Below are 23,222 nucleotides of genomic sequence, written 5' to 3' on the forward strand. Positions count from 1 at the left end.
TTACTGCATGACCGCCATGGCCAGCGCGCGCCGGGCGCGCATGTGCGCGCGCTCGGCCCGGCGCTGCATCCGCCGGGCGGCGATCAGTCGCAGGGCCCTGCGTTCCTGTTCGGCAGCCGCCACCCGGTCCCGATACTGGGCCCGGGCGAGGGCTTCTGGCATGAGTTGCATCTCAAGGTTCCTGTTCTGGCGCTCGTCGTAGGCGCCTGCTTCGTGACGTGCTGCGGGGTAGTCGGTGGACGGGCTCATCGTCGATTCCTGCTCTGCCGGTGCGTGTGCGCGGGGACGGTCGATCGTGCCGTGGGCGTTCATGCCACGACCGGGTTCTTCCGCGGACGCCCACGCGGCCGCTTGCGCGGCACGACCACACCCTGGACGAACAGCTCGCCGCCCCAGACGCCCCAGGGCTCGCGGCGCTCCTTCGCCCCCGCGAGGCAGGCCTCACGGACGGGGCAGGTCTGGCAGAGGGACTTGGCGTACTCGACGTCCGCCGGAGTCTCCGCGAAGAACACCTCGGGGTCGTAGCTCCGGCAGGGCACGAGGTCGCCGAGCGCGTCGATGCGCTCGTCGAGCTCGGTGAGAGCGGTCAACTGGGTCAAGGGGACCTCCAGGTCTGTGGTGCCGGGCACGGGGTCGGGCGTGGGCCTGTGCGGGGTGTGCACGGGGAGGGACACGGTTCCGTCCTTGCTCGTCGTGTTGATCAAGTTCTGCGTTGGGCAAATCAAAAGGGCCGCGGATCCCGGTTCGGGTTCCGCGGCCCTGGAAGGTGCCGTCTCGATCGGTTTGATCAAGATGGTTCTTTCCAGGGATCAGGCCCGCGGAAGGCCCGCATGTGCTGCGTCGTGGCCGCAATGCCGCCTGCAAAGGCGCCATTGGCCCACTCCTGCTGGAGGTCGGCACCCGCTGCCGCCGCCGCATAGGCCGGAGCCTGCGCCGCTGCTACCAGGAGTGCCTTGGTCGGTCGCTCGTCACGGATGTCGGCGCCCAGACCGCCGCGGACACCGGACACACCGGTGGCGCGAAGCTGAGCGGCGGAGACCGCGAGCAGGCAGGAGGAGACGACCTCACGACCGGCGGCAGCACGACCGTCAAGTTTCGTGATGGTGATCATGGGGTTCTCCTCCTCTCTGGTCTCGTCGGACCGGCGAGCCGGTCCAAGGTCTCCTAGTACAACACGGAATCACCGGCTCCGTGAAGAGCTGTTCTTCCGTGCCGGAAGGCTATGAGGCTACTCCCGGGGATCGCAAACCATTTTTCGGGGAATTTTTTTCCGGACCCCGTCAGGCGTCCTCGGCGGGCCCGCCGGACGGCTCGCGACCCGCGCACAGATCCAGGACATCGGCGCCATATCGGTCGAGCTTGCGCTTGCCCACACCCGAAATGACCGACAGTTCCTGCTCGTTGACCGGCATGGCCTCGGCGATGGCGATCAGGGTCTTGTCGGTGAAGACGCAGTACGCGGGCTGGCCCAGATGCCGCGCCTGGACCGCGCGCCAGTCGCGCAGCCGCTCGTACAGCCCCTCGTCCATGTCCGAGGGGCAGTCCTCGCAGCGCATCAGCTTGATCTCGCCGGCGTCCGTCAGCGTCCGCCCGCAGACCCGGCAGCGCACCGGACCGCGGTGCCGGCGCCGCGCGGCCGCACCCCGTTCCGCACCACCGCGCTCGACGCCGCCCCGCGCCACCGCCCCGGCGGCGCCGCCGCGCCCGGAGCCCGGCCGCAGCCCGGTCAGGAAGCGGCTCGGGCGCCGCGAGGCGCGCCCGCCCGGCGACCGGGCCTGCGCCCAGGACAGCGACAGGTGCACCCGGGCCCGGGTGATCCCGACGTAGAGCAGCCGGCGCTCCTCCTCGATCTGCTCGGGAGTCTTCGCGTACGTGATCGGCAGCATGCCCTCCGTGAGCCCCACCAGGAACACCGCGTCCCACTCCAGGCCCTTCGCGGTGTGCAGTGAGGCGAGCGTCACCCCCTCGACCGTCGGCGCGTGCTGCGCCGCGGCCCGCTCCGCCAGCTCCTCGACCAGGTCGCCCAGCGCCGCCCCCGGCCGGGCACGCGCGAAGTCCTCGGCCAGCCGCACCAGCGCGGCCAGCGACTCCCAGCGGTCCCGCGCCGCGCCCGAGCCCGCCGGCGCCTCGGCGGACCAGCCCATCGTCCCCAGCACGGCCCGCACCTGCGCGGCCAGGTCGCCGTCCCGGCCGGCCTCGTCGAGCAGCGCGTCGTTCTTGCCGGCCACCGCCGCACCGCGCAGCTTGACCCCGGCCTCGCGCACCTCGGGCCGCTCGAAGAACCGCTCGGCACCACGCATCTGGTACGGCACGGAGAGGTCGGCGAGCGCCTGCTCGTAGACCTCGGACTGGGCGTTGATCCGGTACAGCACGGCGATCGAGCTGGGCGCCACGCCCGCGTCGATGAGCCGGCGGATGTGCCGGGCGGTGCCCTCGGCCTCGGCGGGCTCGTCCGCGTACTCCGCGAAGGCCGGCTCCGGGCCCGCCTCGCGCTGCGCGACCAGCTCCAGCCGGGCGGCGGCGGCCCGGCCGGTGGCCTGGGCCAGCACGCCGTTGGCCAGGTGGACGACCTGGGGGGTGGAGCGGTAGTCGCGGACGAGCTTGACGACCGTGGCGCCCGGGTGCCGGATGCGGAAGTCCAGCAGGTGGTCGGGGGTGGCGCCGGTGAAGGAGTAGATCGTCTGGCTGGCGTCGCCGACGACGCACAGGCTGTCCCGGCCGCCGAGCCACAGCTCCAGCAGCCGCTGCTGCAGCGGGCTGACGTCCTGGTACTCGTCGACGACGAAGTGCTGATACTGCTGCTGCACCTGCTCGGCGATGTCCGGCCGGTCCTGGAGCACGCCCACGGTGAGCAGCAGCACGTCCTCGAAGTCGATGACGCCGCGGTCGCGCTTCAACTGCTCGTACCCCCGGTAGATCCCGGCGATCTCCGCCGGGTCGCGCGGGGCGTCGCGGCCGGCCTTGGCCGTCGCCGCCGCGTAGTCCTCGGGGACGGTCTGCGTGACCTTCGCCCACTCCAGCTCGCCGGTGACGTCCCGCAGCTCGTTGCGGTCGAGCCGGACGCGGGCGCGCGCCGCGGCCTCCGCGACCAACTGGATCTTGCGCTCCAGCAGCCGGGGCAGCTCACCGCCGACGGCCCGGGGCCAGAAGTACTGCAACTGCCGCAGCGCGGCGGAGTGGAACGTCCGCGCCTGCACGCCCGGGGCGCCGAGCTGGCGCAGCCGGCCGCGCATCTCGCCGGCCGCCCGGTTCGTGAACGTGACGGCCAGCACGCTCGCCGGCTGCAGCACGCCGGCCCGCACCCCGTACGCGATGCGGTGCGTGATGGCGCGCGTCTTGCCCGTGCCCGCGCCGGCCAGCACGCACACCGGACCGCGCAGCGCCGTGGCCACCTCGCGCTGCTCCGGGTCGAGCCCGGCCAGCACCGCGTCCGCCGAGCCCGGGACGGCGGGGAACTCCGTGGGCTCCGTGGACAGGGAGGGCTGCGAGGACGGCGGGGGCTGCGGTGCTGCTGTCACCCCGCCATGCTGCCAGGTCTGCCGGGACCGGTGTGCCGGTTGTCCACAGGCCCGTCGTGAGCGGGCCGGTTGTCCACAGACCGCCGGGCGGTACTACGGGAATGGCGGCGTCCCCGGGTACGTTCACTCTCCGGAACAGACCGCGCCGCGACCCGGCCGACCCCGAAGGAGCGCAGCGACATGGCGGGCACCGTCACGATGTACAGCACCACCTGGTGCGGCTACTGCCGCCGGCTCAAGAGCCAGATGGACCGCGAGGGCATCCCGTTCGAGGAGATCAACATCGAGCAGGACCCGGACTCCGCCGCCTACGTCGAGAGCGTGAACAACGGCAACCAGCTCGTGCCCACCGTCGTCGTGGTGCCGCGGCAGGGCGGCGAGTCCGTCGCCATGCCGAACCCGTCGCTGGCCCAGGTCAAGGCCGCCCTCGGCGCCTGACGCCGCGGCGCTCCGCGGCGGCCGTCAGCCCGGCCGCCGCGGCAGGTCCGAGCCGTACCACAGCTCGATCAGCCGCCCCGCGATCGAGATCCCGTACGGCGGCAGCACCTCGCCCGTCTCGTACGCGGCGCCCAGCTCCTCGCGGGAGAACCAGCGCGCCTCGTGCAACTCCTCGCCGTCCACCCGGATCCGCGCGGCCTCGGCGTCCGCCGCCCGCGCGAGGAAGCCCACCATGAGGCTCGACGGGAACGGCCACGGCTGGCTGCCCACGTACTCCACGTCGCCGACCACCACCCCCGCCTCCTCGTAGACCTCGCGCCGCACCGCGTGCTCCAGCGACTCGCCGGGCTCGACGAATCCCGCCAGCGTGGAGAAGCGCCCCTCCGGCCAGTGCACCTGGCGGCCCAGCAGGATCCGGTCCTCCGGGTCCGTCACGGCCATGATCACGGCGGGGTCGGTGCGCGGATAGTGCTCCGCGCCGCACGCCGGGCAGCGGCGGATGTGGCCCGCGGCGGCGATGACCGTACGCTCGCCGCAGCGCGAGCAGAAGCGGTGCAGCCGCTGCCAGTTCTCCAGCGCCACGGCGTGCACCATCAGCCCGGCGTCCCGCTCCGACAGCAGCAGCCCCGCCTCGCGCAGCCCCGCGGGGCGCGCGGTGTCGTCCATGCGGCCGGGCAGCGAGTCCTTCTGCAGCGCGAAATAGCGCACGCCGCCGGAGTCGGTGCCCAGGAAGTAGCGGTGCTGCTCGGTCGGCGGGGCCTCGAAGGCGGGCGTCGTGACCAGCTCCGTGCCCCCGTCGGCGGTGTCGTCGATGAGCACCTGCCCCTCGCAGACCACGAAGACGCGGGTCGTCGGATGGCTCCAGGCCGCCGCCAGCCACGCCTCGTCGATGCGGTGGTGGGCGGCGCGGTCGACGCCGCTGTCCGCCGTGAAGGAGACCGGCCGAGAGGCCGCCCGGTCGATGCCCGTGGTCACTGCTGCTCCCCTTCCGCCGCGCCGCACACGGCCCCCGCGCGCTCGTCCCGCGGGTACGCCGAAGGGTCGGCGACGCTGCCGGGGGTGACGCTCATGCCCCCGAGCCTAATCCGTCCGGCCGGACAGCAGGGCCTCAAGCTCCGCTCTGCCGGGCAGTGTGGCGGGACGCACGATCTCGCCGGTGCGTACGTACAGGAAGGCGGCGGTGACGTCGGCCAGCGGCAGCCGCTCCTGCTCGGCCCAGGCGAGGCGGTAGACGGCGAGCTGGAGGGGGTCGGCGCTGCCGCTGCGGCCGGTCTTCCAGTCGACGATCTCGTACCCGCCGCCGGGCCCGCGGTACACGGCGTCGATGCGGCCGCGGACGAGGCGTCCGGCGAGGCTGAGCTGGAAGGGGGCTTCCAGGCGGTACGGCGTGCGCTGGGCGTACGGGGACCGCTCGAAGGCCTCCTTGAGCGCGGTCAGCTCGCGTTCGTCGGCGATCTCCGGGGCGTCCTCCTCGCCGCCGGGCAGCTCGTCGGGGCCGAGCATGGGCAGCGGCAGCGCCTCGAACCGCGACTCGACCCAGGCGTGGAACCGCGTCCCGCGCCGCGCGGCGGGCATGGGCGGACGCGGCATGGGGCGGGCGAGCTCCCGCGTGAACCGCTCGGCGTCGGCGGCGAGCCGGAGGAGCTGCGAGGCGGTGAGGGAGGCGGGCAGGACGACGTCCCGGACGGGCTGCCGGGCGGCGAGCAGCTCGGCTTCGAGGGCGTCGATGTCCCGGTCCCAGGACTCGACGACCCGCGCGTCGGCCCGCGGGAGTCCCTCCGGGGGAGGCGGGTGTACGGCGTCGGGGGCGTGCCCGTTTGCGGGGGACGGTTTGTCGAGGGACGACGCGTCCGGGGCGCCGGCGGCCGGGGCCGCATCGGGCCCGGGAACGCCCGGCGCCTTCGGCGCGGGCGGGGGCTCCGCCCCCGGGGCCCCCTCGGCTCCGCCGGTCGTGGCGGATCCGGCGGTTACCGGGGCCGGGTTCTCGCCGGCCCCGGCTTCGTTGCCCGGCGTCTGCGGCCCGCCCTCGGGCCCGGCCGCCGCGCGGCGGTCCAGGGCCGCTCGTACGGCCGCCGCCGCCTCGCGGCGGCGGGTCGTGGCCGTCGGGTCCAGCGGGAGCGGCCACGCGCGTTCTGCCGCGTGCTCGGCCAGGGCCGGGTTCTCCGCCCCCTTCGGCGGTTCCGGGGCCCAGACCTCGACCTCCCCGCCGCCGCGTTCGCAGTGCTCCCGCAGCGCGTGCAGGAACGCCGACGGGCCCCGCGCCTCCTTCTGCGTCGGGCCCCACCAGTGCCCCGAGCCCAGGAGCAGCGACCGGGGGCGCGTCACCGTGACGTACCCGAGGCGCAGTTCCTCCACCTCCTGGTGCTCCCGCATCGCCGCCTTGAAGTCCTTCAGCCCCCGCGCCGTCCACTCCCCCACGTCCGGCAGCGTCTCCGCGTCGCCCCGCAGCGCGTGCGGCAGCACCTTGCCCTGCGTGACCCACGACTCGCGCGGCTGCCGGCTCGGGAAGTGCTTCTCCACCAGCCCCGGCACCACCACGACGTCCCACTCCAGGCCCTTCGCCTTGTGCGCCGTGAGGACCTTGACCGTGTCCCGTCCGTCGCCCGGCAGCGAGCTGTCGAGCCCCTTCTCGTACTGCGCCGCCGTCCGCAGGAAGCCCAGGAACGCCAGCAGTGTCGCCTCGCCGTCGAGCGCGGCCGACGCGGCGTAGTCGGCGGCGACGTCGAGGAAGCGCGCCAGCGTCTCGCGCCGCCGCGCCGCCAGCGCGTGCGGCGACGCGGACAGCTCGACGTCGAGGCCCGTCACGCCGAGCACCCGGTGCAGCACGTCCATCAGCGGGTCCGCCAGCGACCGCCGCAGGTCCCGCAGCTCCGTGGCCAGCCGGGCGAACCGCGCCCGCGCCGCCGCGCCGAACGGCAGCCCGTCGTCGGGCTGCCGGGCCTGGAGGAACGTGTCCAGCGCGTCGGCCAGCGACGCCACCTCCGCCGGGTCGACGCCCTCGACGGCCTGCGCCAGCCGCTCGTCGGCGTCCGGCTCGCCGTCCGTACGCGCCGTGGCGACCAGCAGCCGCGCGCGGCGCCCCAGCAGCGCCAGGTCGCGGGCGCCGATGCGCCACCGGGGGCCGGTCAGGAGGCGGACGAGCGCGGCGTTGGCGGTCGGGTCCTGGAGCACCTCGCACATCGCGACCAGGTCCGCGACCTCCGGCAGGTCCAGCAGCCCGGCCAGTCCCACGACCTCCACCGGTACGTCCCGGGCGACCAGCGCCGCCTGGATGTCGCCGAAGCCGCCCGCGGTGCGGCACAGTACGGCGATGTCGCCGGGGGCCGTCCCCGTACGCACCAGATGCGCCACCGAGTCCGCCAGCCACTCCAGCTCCGCGCCGTACGTCGGCAGCAGCGCGCAGCGCACCGTGCCGTGCCGCTCCGCGCCGGCGGCCGGGCGCAGCGCCTCGACGCCGACGTGGCGCGCGCGCAGCGGGGCGGCGAGGCCGTTGGCGAGTGCGAGCAGGCGCCCGCCGCTGCGCCGGTTCTCGCCGAGCGCCTGGCGGCGCGCGGGAGTGCCGTCGGCGTGCGGGAAATGGGCGGGGAAGTCGTCGAGGTTGGCGACGGACGCGCCGCGCCAGCCGTAGATCGCCTGGCAGGGGTCGCCGACGGCGGTCACCGCGTGCCCCGCGCCACCGCCGGCACCGCCGAAACCACCGAAACCACCGAACAACGCAGCCAGCAGCCGCCGCTGGGCGACGGACGTGTCCTGGTACTCGTCGAGCAGCACCACCCGGCACTCCTCGCGCAGCAGCCGCCCCACCGCCGGGTGGTTCTCGGCGAGCAGCGCGGAGTGGGCGATCTGGTCGCCGAAGTCGAGCAGGTCGCGGCGGCGCTTCTCGCGCCGGTAGGCCCGGACGAGGTCGAGCAGCTCCAGCCGGGCCGCGGCGGCCGCGGGGGCCTTGCGCAGCTCGTCGTTGGTGAGCCGGACCCGGTCGAGCGCCGCGAGCTGCGCGGCGCCGAAGTCCGCCAGCGCGTCGGGCTCCACGAGGTGTTCTGCCAGCTCGGCGTCGAGCGCGAGGAGTTCGCCGACGAGCGTCGGCAGGGACTTCGTCAGCGCGGGGTACGGGCCGGGGGCGGTGCGCAGGACGCGGGCGGCGAGCTGGTAGCGGGTGGCGTCGGCGAGGAGGCGGGCGCCGGGTTCGAGGCCGATGCGCAGGCCGTGGTCCTTGAGCAGTTGGCCGGCGAAGGCGTGGTACGTGGAGATCCGCGGCTCACCGGGCTCCGCCGAGCCGTCGCCTGACGCGCCCTCGCCCCAAGCGCCGTTCCCCGAAGCGTTGTTCCCCGGCGCGCCGTCGCCGTACGCCCCGTCCGCACCCGCTCCCGCGGCCCCGTCCGCCGGCGTCACCCCCGCCTGCGCCAGCGCCCGGCGCACCCGCTCCGCCAGCTCCGCCGCCGCCTTGTTCGTGAACGTCAGCCCCAGCACCTGCTCCGGCGCCACCTGACCCGTACCGACCAGCCACACCACGCGGGCCGCCATCACCGTCGTCTTGCCGGACCCCGCCCCCGCCACGATGACCTGCGGGGCGAGCGGTGCGGTGATGCACGCCGTCTGCTCCGCGGTGAAGGGGATCCCGAGGAGCTCTCTGAGCTGATCGGGGTGGGTGATACGGGCCGGCATTCCAGCGAGCGTAGCGCCGCCCGCCGACAGCCGTGGTCGTACGGCTGCCGGCGGGCGCGGGAGACGGAGGTTGCGCTACGGGGCGCACGGGCCGTCTCGGCCCGGTCTCAGCCGCCGAGTTCGCTGAGGTTCACCGAGTCGGCCGGGGCGGTGACGTCCACCTTCTCGTTGAACGCCGAGAACTCGGCCATGCCCGGCTCGTCCCCGCCCTCGATCTCCATCTTCAGGATGTACGGCTCGCCCTCGGTGGCGATGTGCACCGTCGTGGTCTCGCCGTCCTCCTTCGACACCAGGGTGATGGTCGGGGTGCCCCCCACCTCGCCCTCGTCACCCTTCTCGGTGTTGTCCTTCTTGTCTCCCTTGTCCTCTTCGAGCCCCTTGAGGATCGTGTCGAGGTCGCAGAAGGACGCGAAGTCGTCCTGCCCGGTGCCCGCCTCCACCCAGCGGTCGCCCACCGTCGCCTCGATGAGCTGCGCCTGCTCGGGGCTGCCGGCGTTCTGCTCCCAGAACTTCGTGTCCGGCTTCATGTAGGACGTGCCGTCGACGCGCAGCACCTCCGCGTTGGCACCGTCCAGGCTGAGGGTGCCCGTGCACTCGCCGCTCTTGGTCACCGCCAGCTTCATCGCCGTCTGCTGGGCTCCGGTCTGCTGGAAGTCCAGGGTCATCGACTTGGCGGAGCGCATGGCGTCCACCGTCTCGTCCTGGATCTCCTCCGCCGACTTGCCGGCGAGACCGTCGTCCTCGCTGCCGCACGCCGACAGGACCGTCACGCCCAGGGCCGAGACCAGAGCCGCCGCCACCACGCTCTTCCGCACAGTCAATCCTTACTTGTTGCTTACGCCTGACCGACTGGTCATACGACCACATACGAGCCCGCGGTGTCACACCGGGGTCTCACACCGTGGTCTCGCACCCTGCTCTCACTCGACGACCTGCCGCCCCTCCGGGCGGGCGCTGCAGGAGCTGCGGAACGCGCACTGTGCGCAGTGGTCGCCGGGCGTCGGCCCGAAGCGCTCGTCGAGCACCCGGGCGGCGGCGGTGGCCAGTAGCCGGGGCACCCAGTCGCCGTCCGGCGGCGGCTGCGACTGAACCTTCGGCAGCGCGTCGCCGCCCTCCCGGACGGGCGCCCCGATCCGCAGGTGGACCAGCTCGGCGCCGCCGGACACGGTGCGCTCCGCGCCGGCCGCGCCCTCGGCGACGGCGGCCTGGTACACGGCGAGTTGGGCGTGCTCGGCCACCTCGGGCCCGGTCGGCCTCGACTTGCCGGTCTTGAAGTCGACGACGTACGCGCGGCCTTCCGCGTCCTCCTCGACCCGGTCCATGGTGCCCTTGATCTGCACCTCGTACGTACCGGCCTTCAGCGTGACGTCGAACTCCCGCTCGCTGGCCACCGGGCGGCGGCCCCGCTCCAGCACGTGCCAGCGCAGGAAGCGCTCCAGGGCGGCGCGGGCGTGCTCCTTCTCCTGGGCGGACTTCCACGGCGCGTCGAAGGCGAGGCCGTCCCACACGCCGTCGAGGCGCTCCATGAGCGCGTCGAGGTCGGCGGGGGTGCGGCCGGAGGCGACCTCGTCGGCGAGGGCGTGGACGACGAGGCCGAAGCCCTGGGCGGCGGAGGCCGGTTCGTCGGCGCGCACCTCCCGGCCGAGGAACCACTGCAGCGCGCAGGTGTCGACCAACTGCCCCACGGCGCTGCCGGAGAGCGCGACGGGCAGGTCGCGGTCGCGCAGCGGTACCGCGTTCTCCGTCGGATCGTCCAGGCCCCACCAGCGGTCCGGGTGCGCGGCGGGCACCAGCGGGCGGCCGTCGTCCGCCGGCGCCGCCAGCCGGGCCAGCCGCTCGGCGGCGGCGGCGCGCAGGGCGTCGGACGCCTCCGGGTCGACGGTCGTGGCGCGCAGTTCTGCGACCATCGCCGCGACGGACAGCGGGCGGCGGGGGCGGCCGGTGACGTCCTTGGGGTCGACGCCCAGCTCCGCGAGGAACCGCGACGGCTGGTCGCCGTCCTCCGCCGGCGCCTTCACGGCGGTGACGACGAGCCGTTCGCGGGCGCGGGTGGCGGCGACGTAGAACAGCCGGCGCTCCTCGGCGAGGAGCGCGCCGGGCGGCAGCGGCTCGGCGAGGCCGTCGCGGCCGATGCGGTCCGCCTCCAGCAGGGAGCCGCGGCGGCGCAGGTCGGGCCAGAGTCCCTCCTGGACCTGGGCGACGACGACGAGCCGCCACTGAAGGCCCTTGGCGCGGTGCGCGGTCATGAGGCGTACGGCGTCGGGGCCCGCGGCGTCCTCGGCGCGGCGGGTGAGGACGTCGGCGGCGATGTCCTGGGCCTGGAGCTCCTCCAGGAAGTTGAGGGCGCCGCGGCCTCCGGTGCGGTCCTCGGCGCGGGCGGCGGTCTCGAAGAGGGCGCAGACGGCGTCGAGGTCGCGGTCGGCGTTGCGCCCCCCTGGGCCGCCGCGGGCGGCGGCGCGCTCCAGCCTGCCGGGCCAGGGGGTGCCGTCCCACAGCTCCCACAGCGCGGCTTCCGCGGTGCCGCCGCGGGCGAGGAGGTCGCGGGTCCTGCCCAGGAGGAGGCCGAGACGGAGCGCGTGGGCGGCGTACGCGCGGTCGTGCACGACGAGGCGCCGGGGCTCGGCGAGCGCCTCGGCGAGGAGCACGTCGGAGGGACGCGGTACGGACCGTCCGCCGGCCCGCTCCTCCTCGCGGAGCGCGCGTCCGAGGCGGCGCAGGTCGGCGGCGTCCATGCCGCCGAGGGGGGAGGAGAGGAGGGCGACGGCGACGTCGGGGGGGATCCAGGGGTCGGGTGCGGGGGTGCCGGGGTCGGTGGGTGCGGGGTCGGTTGCCGGGGCGTTCTGCGGCGGTTCGCCGGCGGGTGCGGGGTCGGCGGGGCCCTCTTCGGGGTTCGTCCCCGAGTCGGGTGCCGCGTCTTCCGTCGCGCCGGTCGATGGCGCCTCCGGCGCCGGGTCTCCCCCCCGCCCACCCGTCACCGGCGTACGCCGCGCCAGCGGAACGCCACCGGGGTTCTCGTCATCCGCGGCGTCCGCCCTCTCCTCGGTGCGCTCCCCGGCTTCCGTCGCGTCCGCCCTGCCGTGCTCCGCCGCGGGCGGTCGGGCCGCCACCCGCAGGGCCGTCAGCAGGGGCTGGACCGCCGGCTCGTGGCGCAGCGGGAGGTCGTCGCCCGCTATGTGCAGCGGCACTCCCGCCGACGTCAGGGCGCGGCGGACCGACGGGATCGTGCGGGCGCCCGCGCGGACCAGGACCGCCATCTCGCGCCAGGGGACGCCGTCTTCGAGGTGCGCACGGCGCAGGATGTCCGCGACGTTGTCCAGTTCGCCGCTCGCGGTCGGGTACGTGTACGCCTCCACCCGCCCGCCGCCGCGCACCGCCGCCAGCCCCCGGTGCGCCCGTACCGCCGCCGACGGCAGCCGCGGCAGCGGCATCCGGCGGGTGAGCAGCCGCGTCGCCGCCAGCAGCCGCGCGCCCGAGCGCCGCGACGTGCCCAGCACCGCGACGGGCGCCGCGCCGCCGTCCCGGCGCGGGAAGACCTCCGGGAACGTCAGGATCCCCCCGACGTCCGCCCCCCGGAACGCGTAGATCGACTGGTCCGGGTCGCCGAAGGCGACCAGCGTCCGGCCGCCGCCCGCCAGCGCCCGCAGCAGCCGCACCTGCGCCGCGTCCGTGTCCTGGTACTCGTCGACGAACACCGCGTCGTACCGCCCCGCCAGGTCCGCCGCCACCCGCTCGGTCTCGGCCAGCAGCACCGCCCGGTGCACCAGCTCCGCGTAGTCCAGCACCCCCTGCATGTCGAGCACGTCCAGGTACTCGGCCAGAAACTCCCCCGCCGCACCCCAGTCCGGCCGCCCCGCCGCCGCCGCGAACCGGTCGAGGGCCGCCGCGCCCAGCCCCAGCTCCCGGCTGCGCGCCAGCACGGCCCGTACCTCGTCGGCGAACCCGCGCGTCGTCAGGCAGGCGCGCAGCTCGGCCGGCCAGGACACCCGCGCCCGCCCGCCGTCGGCGTCGTGGCCGGCGAGCAGCTCGCGCACGACGACGTCCTGTTCGGGACCGGACAGCAGCCGCAGCGGCTCGACGAACATCTCCGCGTCCTGGTGCGCCCGCACCAGCGCGTAGCAGTACGAGTGGAACGTGCTCGCCTGCGGCGCCGGCGCGCCGTCCAGCCGGGCCGCCATCCGGTCCCGCAGTTCCACCGCCGCCTTGCGGCTGAACGTCAGCACGAGGATCCGCTCGGGGTCCGCCCCGCGCCTGATCCGCTCGGTGACGGCCTCCACCAGAGTCGTCGTCTTGCCCGTCCCGGGCCCGGCGAGCACGAGAAGCGGTCCGTCCCCGTGATGAACCACAGCGCGCTGCGCTGCGTCCGGCACAGGGGGGACCGGCCGCACGGGTGCGGTGCGGACGAGCCGGTAGGCCGGGGAGGAGACGGACGAAGTGCTCACATGTATCGCCGGTGGCAGAGGACGGGATTCGAAGGCCGGTTGCCGAACCGTACTCCGTACGGGCGGTGGCCCGGGCCGTTTGGTGACCGGTGTCGGAAGCTGTCAGATATGACCCTCGACACCGTCGCCGTCGCCTTGCCAGCGGGCGCGGCGGAGGTCGATGCGCTGCTCACCCCCGGTGGTGGCGCGCAGCGGCGTGCCCTCCACGCGGTACTGCTCCAGGGCCTCGCGCTCGTGGCCGGGCAGCGGCCGGCCGTCCGCGCGCACCACGCGCCACCAGGGCACGGCGCTCCCGTAGAGCGCCATCACCCGGCCCACCTGACGCGGCCCGCCGCGGTCTATGAACTCGGCCACATCCCCGTACGTCATCACGCGGCCCGGCGGGATGCCCTCTGCCACGGAGAGCACACGGTCCGCATACTCGTCGAGAAGAACCGCGTCGGGGCCCGGGGTGCCGGCGGAGGGCGTCGCGTCGTCCATCCGCCCCATCCTGCCGCAGACCGCCGACAGTCCGGCGCGGCGACCGGCAGCGGGCACACCGCTGTCAAGCAGACCCGGATGCGACCATCGGAGACATGCTCGTGCCACCATCGTGCGGGCGGTGACTGGTGATACGAGACGAAGACGGGACAACCCAGGGCATGCGGCGCGATTCCGCGGCCGAGCCTCCGCCGGCAGAGCCGGCCACGGAGGCGCAGAGTCCTGCCCGCCGGGACGGTGACGAGAGGGACGAGGGGCACGAGGGGAGCGCGCGTCCGCGCGGTCTCTACGACGGCCCGCGCCCCCACTCCCCCGCCGCCACCCGCCACGACTCCCGCCACGAGTCCCGTCACGACTTCCGCCACGACTCCCGCCGCCGCTCCGCCCCCGGGCCCATCGAGGGCGACGACCCCCTCCTGCCCGCCCGCGTGCACCGCCCCTCCGACCTCATGCGGCTGCTCCTCGGCATCCTCGGCATCGCCGCCGTCCTGGGCCTCGCCACCGTCGCGCACGCCACCACCGAGGGCCTGGAGGAGGACATCACCAAGGGCGCCGAGTACACGCCCTCGTTCGTCATCACCCTCGGCGGCCTGACCTCCAGCATCGCCGTCCTCATCGTCCCGGTCGCCTTCGCCGTCGAACGCCTCGTCAAACGCGACGGCCTGCGCATCGCCGACGGCGTGCTCGCCGCCGTCCTCGCGCACGGCGCCGGGCTCGCCGTCTCCCTCTGGGTCTCCGAGGCCGCCCCCGGCTCCGTGCAGGGGGCGCTGACGCAGATCGCCCGCGACGGCGAGCGCACCGACCCCGTACACGGCTATCTCGCCCCCGTCATCGCCTATATGACCGCCGTCGGCATGTCCCGGCACGCGCGCTGGCGCGTGCTGATGTGGACGGTCCTGGTGCTGGACGGCCTCGCGGTGCTCGTCGGTGGCTACACCACGCCGTTCGCCATCCTGCTCACCGTCCTCATCGGCTGGACCGTCGCCTTCGGCACGATGTACGCGGTCGGCTCCCCCAACGTCCGCCCCACCGCCCGCAACCTCCTCGCCGGCCTGCGCCGCGTGGGCTTCCGCCCCGTCAGCGCGCTGGTGCCCGAGGAGCAGCCGGACCTGGAGGGCGACGGCCGCGGGCGGCGGTACGTCGTCACGCTGGAGGACGGCCCGCCGCTGGACGTCACCGTCGTCGACCGCGAGCAGCAGGCCCAGGGCTTCTTCTACCGCGCCTGGCGCCGCCTGTCGCTGCGCGGCGTCTACCAGCGGCGCAGCATGCAGTCGCTGCGGCAGGCGCTGGAGCAGGAGGCGCTGCTGTCGTACGCCGCGATCGCCGCCGGCGCCAACGCCCCCAAGCTCATCGCCACCTCCGACCTCGGCCCCGACGCGGTCATGCTCGTGTACGAGCACACCGGCGGCCGGCCGCTGGCCACCGTCCCCGACGAGGCCATCACCGACCTGCTGATGCGCGAGAGCTGGCGGCAGGTCGCGGCGCTCCAGTCGCGCCGCATCGCGCACCGCCGGCTCGACGCGGACGCCGTGCTGGTGACCCGCGGGGGCAAGGTGATCCTCACCGACCTCAGCAACGGCGACATCGCCGCGGGCGACGTCGTGCTGCGCATGGACATCGCCCAGTTGCTCACCACCCTCGCGCTGCGGGTCGGCGCCGAGCGGGCGGTCGCGGCGGCGGTGGAGGTCCTCGGCCCGGACGCGGTCGCGGACGCCCTGCCGCTACTCCAGCCGATCGCGCTGACCCGGGACACCCGCGCGGAGCTGCGCCGGCTCTCCCGCGAGCGGGCCGCCCGCGAGCGCGAGGCGGTCATCGAGGCGTCGCGGTCGCGCAAGCGCCTGGCGGCCGGGGACCGCAAGAGCATGCGGGCCGCCAAGCAGGCCGAGAAGCGGGCGATCGAGGGCGCCCTGGACGAGGCGCGCGAGGAGGACGTGCTCACGCAGATCCGCCAGCACGTGCTGCTGATCCGGCCGCAGGCGCCGGTGGAGCCGGTCCGGATCGAGCGGATCCGGCCGCGGACGCTCGTCAGCATCATCGCGGGCGTCTTCGCCGCGTACTTCCTGCTGACGCAGCTCACGCACGTCAAGGTCGACGACGTGCTGTCCCAGGCGAACTGGCGCTGGGCGGCGCTGGCCGCGGTCTTCTCCGCCGCCACGTACCTCGCCGCCGCGCTGTCGCTGCTGGGCTTCGTCCCCGAACGGGTGCCGTACGGGCGGACGGTGCTGGCGCAGGTCGCCGCCTCGTTCGTCAAGCTCGTCGCCCCCGCGGCGGTCGGCGGGGTCGCGCTCAACACGCGCTTCCTGCAGAAGTCGGGCGTACGGCCGGGCCTCGCGGTCGCCAGCGTCGGCGCCTCGCAGCTCTTCGGGCTCGGCAGCCACATCCTGCTGCTGCTCACCTTCGGCTATCTGACGGGGACCGAGCGGACGCCGTCGCTGTCCCCGTCCCGCACGGTCATCGCCGGGCTGCTCGCGGCGGCGGTGCTGATCCTGATCATCACGGCCGTGCCGTTGCTGCGGAAGGCCGTGTCGTCGCGGATCCGGTCGCTGTTCGCGGGCGTGGTGCCGCGCATGCTGGACGTGCTGCAGCGCCCGCAGAAGCTCGCGGCGGGCATCGGCGGCATGGTGCTGATGACGCTGTCGTTCGTGCTCTGCCTGGACGCCTCGGTACGGGCCTTCGGCGGCGACCTCAGCTTCGCGAGCGTCGCGGTCGTCTTCCTCGCCGGCAACGCGCTGGGCTCGGCGGCGCCGACGCCGGGCGGCGTGGGCGCGGTGGAGCTGGCGCTCACGGCGGGTCTGACGGCGGCGGGGATGCCCAGTGACACGGCGCTGTCGGCCGTGCTGCTGTTCCGGCTGCTGACGTTCTGGATGCCGGTGCTGCCGGGGTGGCTGTCGTTCACGCACCTGACCCGCAAGGGCGCGTTGTAGCCCGAGCGGGGCGCCCGGACGGGCGGCGGCGCCTTACAGGTCGACGACGTGCCAGGGGCGGATGCTCCACTTGTCCACCAGCCCGTTCGCCACGTACGGGTCCTTCCTGACGAACTCCTCGGCGGGCCCCGGGCCGTCGCTCCGCCAGACGATCAGGCCGCGCGGCGGGGCCTCCGTCATGGCGCCGGCCATGACGAGGTCGCCGCGCCGGTGGGACTCGCGGATGAGGTCGAGGTGCGCCTGCCGGTAGGCGTCCCGCCGCTCCAGGTAGTCGTCGACGTACGAGTAGTCGAGGACGTAGTAGGACACGCGGCCTCCCTGGTGGCGGGGGTGAACGGTACCGGACCACCGTACTCACCCGTACGCCCCGCGCAGCGCGCGGCCGTCCGTGCCGCGCCGGACGATGGCAGTCCGCCACCGCCGAGACCGGGGAGCCCCCGTGCGGGTCACCAAGCCGACCACCGCCGCCGCCGTCACCGCCGCCACCGCCGTCACCGCCGTCCTGCTGACCGCCCTGGCCGCGGGCGGCTGCGGCATCGCGTCGTCGTCCGAGCACACCAGCGGCAGGGAGGACGGAGCGGCGGCCGGCATCCACTGGGGGGCGTGCAAGAACCTCCCCTCGCCCGCGCCGGGGGCGCCGGTCGCGGAGATCGACTGGCAGTGCGGCACGCTCGACGTACCGCTCGACCACGAGAAGCCGGACGGCGAGAAGATCGGCATCGCCATGATCCGCGCCAAGGCCACCGGGCCGAAGACGGAGCGCATCGGCTCGCTCCTGTTCAACTTCGGCGGCCCCGGCGGCTCCGGCATCGACACCATCCCGGGCCTGGCCGGCCAGTACAAGACGCTGCACAAGCAGTACGACCTCGTCAGCTTCGACCCGCGCGGCGTCGGCCGCAGCGACGGGGTGCGCTGCCTCGGCGACCGCGCGCTCGACAAATACTTCGCCGCCGACAACACCCCCGACGACAAGGCGGAGGAGAAGGCGTACCTCGACCGGATCCACGACTTCGCCGCCGCCTGCGAGAAGAGGTCCGGCAAGGTCCTGCCGTACGTAGGCACCGAGAACGCCGCCCGCGACATGGACCTCATGCGCGCCGCACTCGGCGACGACAAGATGCACTACTTCGGCATCTCCTACGGCACGGAACTGGGCGCCGTCTACGCCCACCTCTTCCCCGGGCGGGTCGGCCGCGCCGTGCTCGACAGCCCCGTGGACCCGACGCAGGACAGCGCGCAGCGCTCGCTGGCGCAGGCGAAGGGCTTCCAGCAGGCGCTGGAGAACTACGCCGAGGACTGCGCGCGGCAGGGCGGGAAGTGCCCGCTCGGCGACAGCGCCGCCGGCGAGGGGGCGGTCGCCACCGACGACGTCGCGGACCTCCTGAAGCGGCTCGACGGCAAGCCGATCCCGGGCAGTTCGGGCCGGGACCTGACGGAGTCGCTGGCGACCGGGGGTATCGCGCAGTCGCTGTACTCCAAGCAGCTCTGGCCGCTGCTGACGCAGGGCCTGCAGCAGGCGCAGGACGACGACGGCGCGACCCTGCTGGTCCTGTCCGACGCCCTCAACGGCCGCGAGCCGGACGGCCACTACAACACGCTCCAGTCGTCCTTCCTCGCGATCAACTGCGCGGACACCAGGGACCGCTACTCGACGGCCGACGTCCGCGACCGGCTGCCGGAGTTCCGCAAGGCGTCACCGGTCTTCGGCGACTTCATGGCCTGGGGCATGGCGTCGTGCGACGGCTGGCCGGTGACGGGCAAGCGCTCGACGCCGCAGGTGAGCGCGAAGGGCGCGGACAAGATCCTGGTCGTCGGGTCCACCGGCGACCCGGCGACGCCGTACGAGGGCACCCAGCGCATGGTCGACGCGCTCGGCGGCGACGTGGCGGTGAAGCTGACGCGCGTCGGCGAGGGGCACGGGGCGTACGGCAGCGGCAACCGCTGCACGCAGGAGGCGGTCGACGCCTACCTGCTCGACGGCCGGGCCCCGCGGAACGACACGACCTGCCGGAAGTAGTCCCGCGCGCACGCACGACGCCGCCGCCGGAAGCCCTCCGGCGGCGGCATCATGCGTCTTCTGCCGTACGTCGTGCGTGGTACGTCGTGCGTGGTACGTCGTGCGTGGTACGTCGTGCGTCAGTAGATCGGCTTCTCCGGCTCGATCTGGTTCACCCAGCCGACCACGCCGCCGCCCACGTGCACCGCGTCCGCGAAGCCCGCCGACTTCAGCACCGCCAGGACTTCCGCGGACCGGACACCCGTCTTGCAGTGCAAGACGATCTTCTTGTCCTGCGGCAGCCCCTCCAGGGCGTTGCCCATCAGGAACTCGTCCTTCGGGACCAGCCGGGCGCCGGGGATCGCGACGATCTCGTACTCGTTGGGCTCGCGGACGTCGATGATGTCGATGTTCTCGCCCTCGTCGATCCACTCCTTGAGCTGCTTCGGAGTGATCGTGGAGCCGGCCGCGGCCTCCTGCGCCTCGTCGGAGACGACGCCGCAGAACGCCTCGTAGTCGATCAGCTCGGTGACGGTCGGGTTCTCGCCGCAGACCGCGCAGTCCGGGTCCTTGCGGACCTTGACCTGGCGGTACTGCATCTCCAGGGCGTCGTAGATCATCAGCCGGCCGACCAGCGGGTCGCCGATGCCGGCGAGCAGCTTGATGGCCTCGTTGACCTGGATCGAGCCGATCGACGCGCACAGCACGCCCAGCACGCCGCCCTCGGCGCAGCTCGGCACCATGCCGGGCGGCGGGGGCTCGGGGTACAGGCAGCGGTAGCACGGGCCGTGCTCGGCCCAGAAGACCGACGCCTGGCCGTCGAAGCGGTAGATGGAGCCCCACACGTAGGGCTTGCCGAGCAGTACGCACGCGTCGTTGACCAGGTAGCGGGTGGCGAAGTTGTCCGTGCCGTCGACGATCAGGTCGTACTCCGCGAACATCTCCATCACGTTCGAGGAGTCCAGCCGCTCCTGGTGGAGCCGCACCGTCACGTACGGGTTGATGCCCAGCACCGTGTCGCGGGCGGACTCGGCCTTGGAGCGGCCGATGTCGGCCTGGCTGTGAATGATCTGGCGCTGCAGGTTCGACTCGTCCACCTCGTCGAACTCGACGATGCCGAGCGTGCCCACACCCGCCGCCGCCAGGTACATCAGCGCCGGCGAGCCGAGACCGCCGGCGCCCACACAGAGCACCTTGGCGTTCTTCAGCCGCTTCTGGCCCGCCATCCCGACATCCGGGATGATCAGGTGGCGCGAGTACCTGCGGACCTCGTCGACGGAGAGCTCGGGGGCGGGCTCGACCAGCGGTGGCAGCGACACGGGGACTCCGTAAGCGTGTGAGAGCACTGTGGGTCTTTCCGTAACACTGCCACGCACCCCCTCATTCCGAGACACCCTGTCCGAGACGCGAGACGAGGTCGTCCCAGTAGCCGGGCAGGGCCTCCCAGCCGGGCCGGTCGGTGAAGAACACCGAGGCCGCACCCTGCCAGCGGGCGACCCGCATGGCCTCGTCGAGATGCGTCGGCGGGACGCCGTGGACCAGATGGCAGAACCGCTCCGCGGGGTGCTCCGCGGTCCACTCGGCGACCTGCGACCAGCGGTAGTCCGCCCACGGGCCCGCGAAGGTGACGAGCTGGTCGGCGGCCTCGGCGTAGCCGGCGTACGGGTGTGTGCCTACGCCGAGGACGACGTGGGCCCGCGGGCAGAGCGCGCCGAGGGTCGACGCCAGGCGCCGGACCTCCGGCAGCCGGTCCCGGTCGGCGGGGCAGCGGCCGAGGTAGAACCCGTCGACGCGGTACCACTCCAGGAACCGGTGGGCGTCGCTGATCAGCTCGCCGAAGGGGCGTCGGCCGTGGCCCAGGTCGAGCCTGCCGAGGGTGCGCACCCGCGCCGACTTCAGCCGGCCCGCAGCCTCCAGGCAGTGCGGGTCGGGGCGGGCGCCGGGCCCGCCGGCGACGTCGAGCACCGTCCAGTGGACGGCACCGGCCGCGGCGGGCCGGGTCAGCTCGCCCCACTCGACGGGGGCGACGAGCGGGTGCGCGTAGCCGGGGACGGCGAGGCGGAGGGGGGTCTCGGCCGGCTGCGCCGGTAGCTGCCGCCGGTCGGTCCCCGGCTCGGGCAGGTCGCGCAGCACCGCGGCGGCACCGGCCGGTGCGCCGGTCCCGTCAGCTCTCAGATCCGGCATGCCGCCTCCATCCAGATATCCGCAAGGCTCTCCTCGATTCCGATCCGGGGCCGCCAGCCGAGGCGGTCCCGCGCCGTCCTGATGTCCGCCTGCTGCCAGGCGCCGCACCCGTCCGGATACGGATACGCCGCGGTGACCGCCGGCGGTTCCGTGCCGGGGCCGCCGTTCGTGCCGTGGCCGGGCCCGTGGCCCGGTCCGTGGCCGTGGCCGTGGCCCATGCCGTGGCTCATCCCGTGCCCCGGGCCGCCGTGTCCGAGGCCGTGTCCGGCGCCCGCGGGCTGCGGGATCCGGCCGGTCAGCGCCGTGTCGTACTCGTGCAACTGCCCGCCGTACCCCGCGACCCGCGCCAGCGCCGCCGCCGCGTCCCGCAGCCGCACCGCGCGCCCGCCGCCGATGTTCACCACACCCTGCGCCGCCGACAGCGACGCGGCGTGCACCGCCCGCGCCACGTCCCGTACGTCCACGAAGTCCCGCTGCGCGCCGAGCCCGCCGAGCTTCAGCTCGCCGTCGCCCTGCTGCATCGCCCGCCGCAGCGCCTCCGCCAGCCGGCCGAGCGGGGAGCCCGCCGGGGTGCCGGGGCCCGCGGGCGAGAACACCCGCAGCACGATCGCGTCCAGGCCGGAGCCGAGCACCAGCTCGGTCGCGGCCAGCTTGCTCACCCCGTACGGACCGCCGGGGCGCGGCAGCGCGTCCTCGGCCGTCGACGAGCCGGCCGGCGAGGGCCCGTACTCCGAGGCGCAGCCCACGTGCACCAGCCGCGCCGAGCAACTGCTGCGCCGCATGGCCTCGCAGAGGGTGGCGACGGCGACGGTGTTGTGCCGGGTCAGGTCCCGGGCGCCGCCGCGGGTGGTGCCGGCGCAGTTGACGACGACGCCCGGGTGCACGGCGTCGAGGAACCGGGTCAGCGCGCCGGGGCTGCCGGACGACAGGTCGAACCGCACGTCCGCGTCGTCGCCGCGGCCGAGCGCGGTGAGCTGCACGGCGGGGTCGGCGAGCAGGCGGTCTGCGACGTAGCGGCCGACGAAGCCGGTGCCGCCGATGAGCAACACCCTCATCGGGCACCCCCGTCGTGCGGGGAGGGCGGGGCCAGTGGTGGTGCGGTCATCTCGGTGTGCTCCTTGCGATGAGCTGAGGCTCGGGTGAGGGCGCGGCCGGCGAACGCCAGCAGCGCGAGCGCGGCTCCGCCGCAGGCGACCGCGGGCACGGCGGCCATGCGGAAACCTGCGGGGCCGGCGACCAGCAGCTCGACCGGACGGCCGAGCACGGCCAGCCCGGGAACCCGGGCGGCCAGGACCAGCAGCAGCGCCGTCACCTGCGCGGCGCAGGCGGCGGCGACGCCGTACGCGGCGGCCCGGGGGAAGCCGTGCACGGTGAGCAGCCGGGCGAGGAAGAGCAGGGCGCCGAGCGCGCAGGCGGCGGCAGGGGCGCAGGGTGCGCTGCCGGCGTCGGGCTGGTGCGCCGGGTCCGCGAGCCGCCCGACGACGGGTTCGGCACCCGCGGCGGCGAGCTGCAACGCGACGAGGACGGCCACCACGGCGACGACGGCGGCGGCGAGCGGCGGGCGGACCCGGGCGCGGAACTCGGCCAGGTCCCGGCTGTCCCGCAGGCTGCCGCGGGCCCGCGCGGCGAACCAGCGGGCGACGGCCGCGGCGGGCAGCACGGCGGCGGTGAGCCCGGCGAGGGCGGCGGCGGTGGCGTACGACACGACCGGCGCGCGCGAGACGCCGGTGGCGCCGCCGAGCAGCTCGCCGAGGAACCAGTCCCCGTACACCGCGTACGCCAGCAGCCACCCCACGGCGAGCCCGGCCCCGGCGGGCAGCCCCGCCCCGACCCTGAGGGGCCCCCGCTGCAACCCGAGCACCAGCGCGACCACGGCCCAGGCGACGCCGGCGGCGGTCAGGGCGGCCTGCGCCCGGCCGGACAGCCCGGTGGCGGCGAGCACGAGCAGCCCGCCGCCGAGCGGCGTCAGGTGGGCGAGCGGGGCGAGCGGCGTACGGGGCCGGGGGCCGCCCGGCGGCGGGGGCCCGGCGCCCGGCCCGCGGGTCCGTGCGTACATCTCCTCGGCGAGCGAGAACACGTCCCGGTGCCGATACCGCACGGCCGTCCGGTCGGTGACGCCGTGCGCCTCCAGCCCGGCGGCGATCTCCAGCGGATCGACGGCCCGCCGGCACAGCTCCCGGTGCCGGTACATGATCCCGCGCACGGGATCGGCGAACCCGCGCCGGGGGCGGCCGGCCGCCGCCGGAGGGCGCGCCGGCGCGGACCCGCCGACGGCGGGGGGCGTCGGCTCCGCCGCGGGGGGCGGGGAAGTGGAGTCGGGCTCAGCGGCGGCTGAGGAGCGGGCGCGCGGCGAAGCCGCCGCGCCATCGCCCGCGGACCCCGTGTCGACGGACGGGTCGACAGCTCGCTCCGGCGCAGCCGGAGTAGCCGCCGACCGGGCGGCCGGGTCCGGCGGCGTTCCGGCAGCGCCTCCCGCGCCCCGCCGCAGAGCCGCGCCGGCGGCAGGCCGCGGGTGGAGGGACGTTACGGCAACGGGGGCCGGGCGGGGGCCGAAGGCTTCGTCCAGGGCCTCCGCCAGGTC

General features: G+C 74.9%; 17 protein-coding genes. 3 read left to right on the plus strand and 14 right to left on the minus strand.

What is annotated here, in order from left to right; all coding sequences use genetic code 11:
• The 4 genes from O7599_RS12260 to O7599_RS12275 form a co-directional block, all read right to left on the minus strand.
• Positions 1-312 (minus strand): hypothetical protein, encoded by a 312-nt coding sequence (locus O7599_RS12260; RefSeq protein WP_281622184.1) that lies wholly within the window; start codon positions 310-312, stop codon positions 1-3.
• Positions 309-674: a WhiB family transcriptional regulator gene (locus tag O7599_RS12265; RefSeq protein ID WP_106966315.1), complete on the minus strand. Its 366-nt coding sequence runs from the start codon at positions 672-674 to the stop codon at positions 309-311. Before O7599_RS12265 ends, O7599_RS12260 begins: the two co-directional genes overlap by 4 nt.
• A gap of 113 nt (positions 675-787) precedes the next feature.
• The gene (locus tag O7599_RS12270; protein WP_281622185.1) at positions 788-1,111 is read right to left on the minus strand and encodes a hypothetical protein; all 324 of its coding nucleotides are present in this window, start codon (positions 1,109-1,111) and stop codon (positions 788-790) included.
• 169 nt (positions 1,112-1,280) lie between these two features.
• A complete protein-coding gene (locus tag O7599_RS12275; RefSeq protein ID WP_281622186.1) occupies positions 1,281-3,518 on the minus strand; it encodes an ATP-dependent DNA helicase UvrD2 in 2,238 nt (745 codons plus the stop codon).
• 180 nt (positions 3,519-3,698) lie between these two features.
• Here O7599_RS12275 and O7599_RS12280 point away from each other — a divergent pair, with 180 nt between their 5' ends.
• Complete coding sequence (locus tag O7599_RS12280; RefSeq protein WP_101421709.1) at positions 3,699-3,956, plus strand: mycoredoxin; 258 nt, start codon at positions 3,699-3,701, stop codon at positions 3,954-3,956.
• 24 nt (positions 3,957-3,980) lie between these two features.
• Here O7599_RS12280 and nudC read toward each other — a convergent pair whose 3' ends face one another.
• From nudC to O7599_RS12305, 5 genes are all read right to left on the minus strand, one after another.
• Complete coding sequence (nudC, locus tag O7599_RS12285; protein ID WP_281622187.1) at positions 3,981-4,931, minus strand: NAD(+) diphosphatase; 951 nt, start codon at positions 4,929-4,931, stop codon at positions 3,981-3,983.
• 105 nt (positions 4,932-5,036) lie between these two features.
• Positions 5,037-8,618, minus strand: coding sequence for an ATP-dependent DNA helicase (locus O7599_RS12290; RefSeq protein ID WP_281622188.1), 3,582 nt, complete (start codon positions 8,616-8,618; stop codon positions 5,037-5,039).
• A 107-nt stretch (positions 8,619-8,725) separates the two neighbouring features.
• Positions 8,726-9,433 carry a hypothetical protein gene (locus tag O7599_RS12295; protein WP_281622189.1) on the minus strand — a complete coding sequence of 236 codons (708 nt, stop codon included), beginning with the start codon at positions 9,431-9,433 and terminating at the stop codon, positions 8,726-8,728.
• 105 nt (positions 9,434-9,538) lie between these two features.
• Complete coding sequence (locus O7599_RS12300) at positions 9,539-12,985, minus strand: UvrD-helicase domain-containing protein (RefSeq protein ID WP_281622190.1); 3,447 nt, start codon at positions 12,983-12,985, stop codon at positions 9,539-9,541.
• Positions 12,986-13,159: 174 nt separating this feature from the next.
• Positions 13,160-13,537, minus strand: coding sequence for an MGMT family protein (locus tag O7599_RS12305; RefSeq protein ID WP_281622191.1), 378 nt, complete (start codon positions 13,535-13,537; stop codon positions 13,160-13,162).
• A 161-nt stretch (positions 13,538-13,698) separates the two neighbouring features.
• On the opposite strand from O7599_RS12305, the gene O7599_RS12310 reads away from it, so the two are divergent.
• Positions 13,699-16,461, plus strand: coding sequence for a lysylphosphatidylglycerol synthase transmembrane domain-containing protein (locus O7599_RS12310; RefSeq protein WP_281622192.1), 2,763 nt, complete (start codon positions 13,699-13,701; stop codon positions 16,459-16,461).
• Positions 16,462-16,494: 33 nt separating this feature from the next.
• Here the strand turns inward: O7599_RS12310 and O7599_RS12315 are convergent, their stop codons facing one another.
• Positions 16,495-16,770 (minus strand): YciI family protein, encoded by a 276-nt coding sequence (locus tag O7599_RS12315; RefSeq protein ID WP_281622193.1) that lies wholly within the window; start codon positions 16,768-16,770, stop codon positions 16,495-16,497.
• Between the two features lie 130 nt (positions 16,771-16,900).
• Between O7599_RS12315 and O7599_RS12320 the strand changes: the two genes are divergently transcribed.
• Positions 16,901-18,478 (plus strand): alpha/beta hydrolase, encoded by a 1,578-nt coding sequence (locus tag O7599_RS12320; RefSeq protein ID WP_281622194.1) that lies wholly within the window; start codon positions 16,901-16,903, stop codon positions 18,476-18,478.
• A 119-nt stretch (positions 18,479-18,597) separates the two neighbouring features.
• Here O7599_RS12320 and moeZ read toward each other — a convergent pair whose 3' ends face one another.
• From moeZ to O7599_RS12340, 4 genes are all read right to left on the minus strand, one after another.
• Positions 18,598-19,776, minus strand: a complete 1,179-nt coding sequence (gene moeZ, locus O7599_RS12325; RefSeq protein WP_281622195.1) for an adenylyltransferase/sulfurtransferase MoeZ — start codon at positions 19,774-19,776, stop codon at positions 18,598-18,600.
• A gap of 61 nt (positions 19,777-19,837) precedes the next feature.
• On the minus strand, positions 19,838-20,641 hold the full coding sequence (locus O7599_RS12330; RefSeq protein WP_281622196.1) for a spherulation-specific family 4 protein: 804 nt from the start codon (positions 20,639-20,641) through the stop codon (positions 19,838-19,840).
• Complete coding sequence (locus O7599_RS12335) at positions 20,629-21,696, minus strand: NAD-dependent epimerase/dehydratase family protein (RefSeq protein WP_281622197.1); 1,068 nt, start codon at positions 21,694-21,696, stop codon at positions 20,629-20,631. Before O7599_RS12335 ends, O7599_RS12330 begins: the two co-directional genes overlap by 13 nt.
• On the minus strand, positions 21,693-22,844 hold the full coding sequence (locus tag O7599_RS12340; protein ID WP_281622198.1) for a hypothetical protein: 1,152 nt from the start codon (positions 22,842-22,844) through the stop codon (positions 21,693-21,695). Before O7599_RS12340 ends, O7599_RS12335 begins: the two co-directional genes overlap by 4 nt.
• Positions 22,845-23,222 lie beyond the last annotated feature (378 nt).

The sequence above is a fragment of the Streptomyces sp. WMMC500 genome (genome assembly GCF_027497195.1).
GTDB lineage: Bacteria > Actinomycetota > Actinomycetes > Streptomycetales > Streptomycetaceae > Streptomyces.

Bases quoted from the DNA above. Each gene is read 5' to 3' on its own strand.
- O7599_RS12260 (WP_281622184.1), bottom strand. From the start codon at position 312: ATGAACGCCCACGGCACGATCGACCGTCCCCGCGCACACGCACCGGCA.
- O7599_RS12270 (WP_281622185.1), bottom strand. From the start codon at position 1,111: ATGATCACCATCACGAAACTTGACGGTCGTGCTGCCGCCGGTCGTGAG.
- O7599_RS12280 (WP_101421709.1), top strand. From the start codon at position 3,699: ATGGCGGGCACCGTCACGATGTACAGCACCACCTGGTGCGGCTACTGC.
- O7599_RS12290 (WP_281622188.1), bottom strand. From the start codon at position 8,618: ATGCCGGCCCGTATCACCCACCCCGATCAGCTCAGAGAGCTCCTCGGG.
- O7599_RS12305 (WP_281622191.1), bottom strand. From the start codon at position 13,537: ATGGACGACGCGACGCCCTCCGCCGGCACCCCGGGCCCCGACGCGGTT.
- O7599_RS12310 (WP_281622192.1), top strand. From the start codon at position 13,699: ATGCGGCGCGATTCCGCGGCCGAGCCTCCGCCGGCAGAGCCGGCCACG.
- O7599_RS12330 (WP_281622196.1), bottom strand. From the start codon at position 20,641: ATGCCGGATCTGAGAGCTGACGGGACCGGCGCACCGGCCGGTGCCGCC.
- O7599_RS12335 (WP_281622197.1), bottom strand. From the start codon at position 21,696: ATGAGGGTGTTGCTCATCGGCGGCACCGGCTTCGTCGGCCGCTACGTC.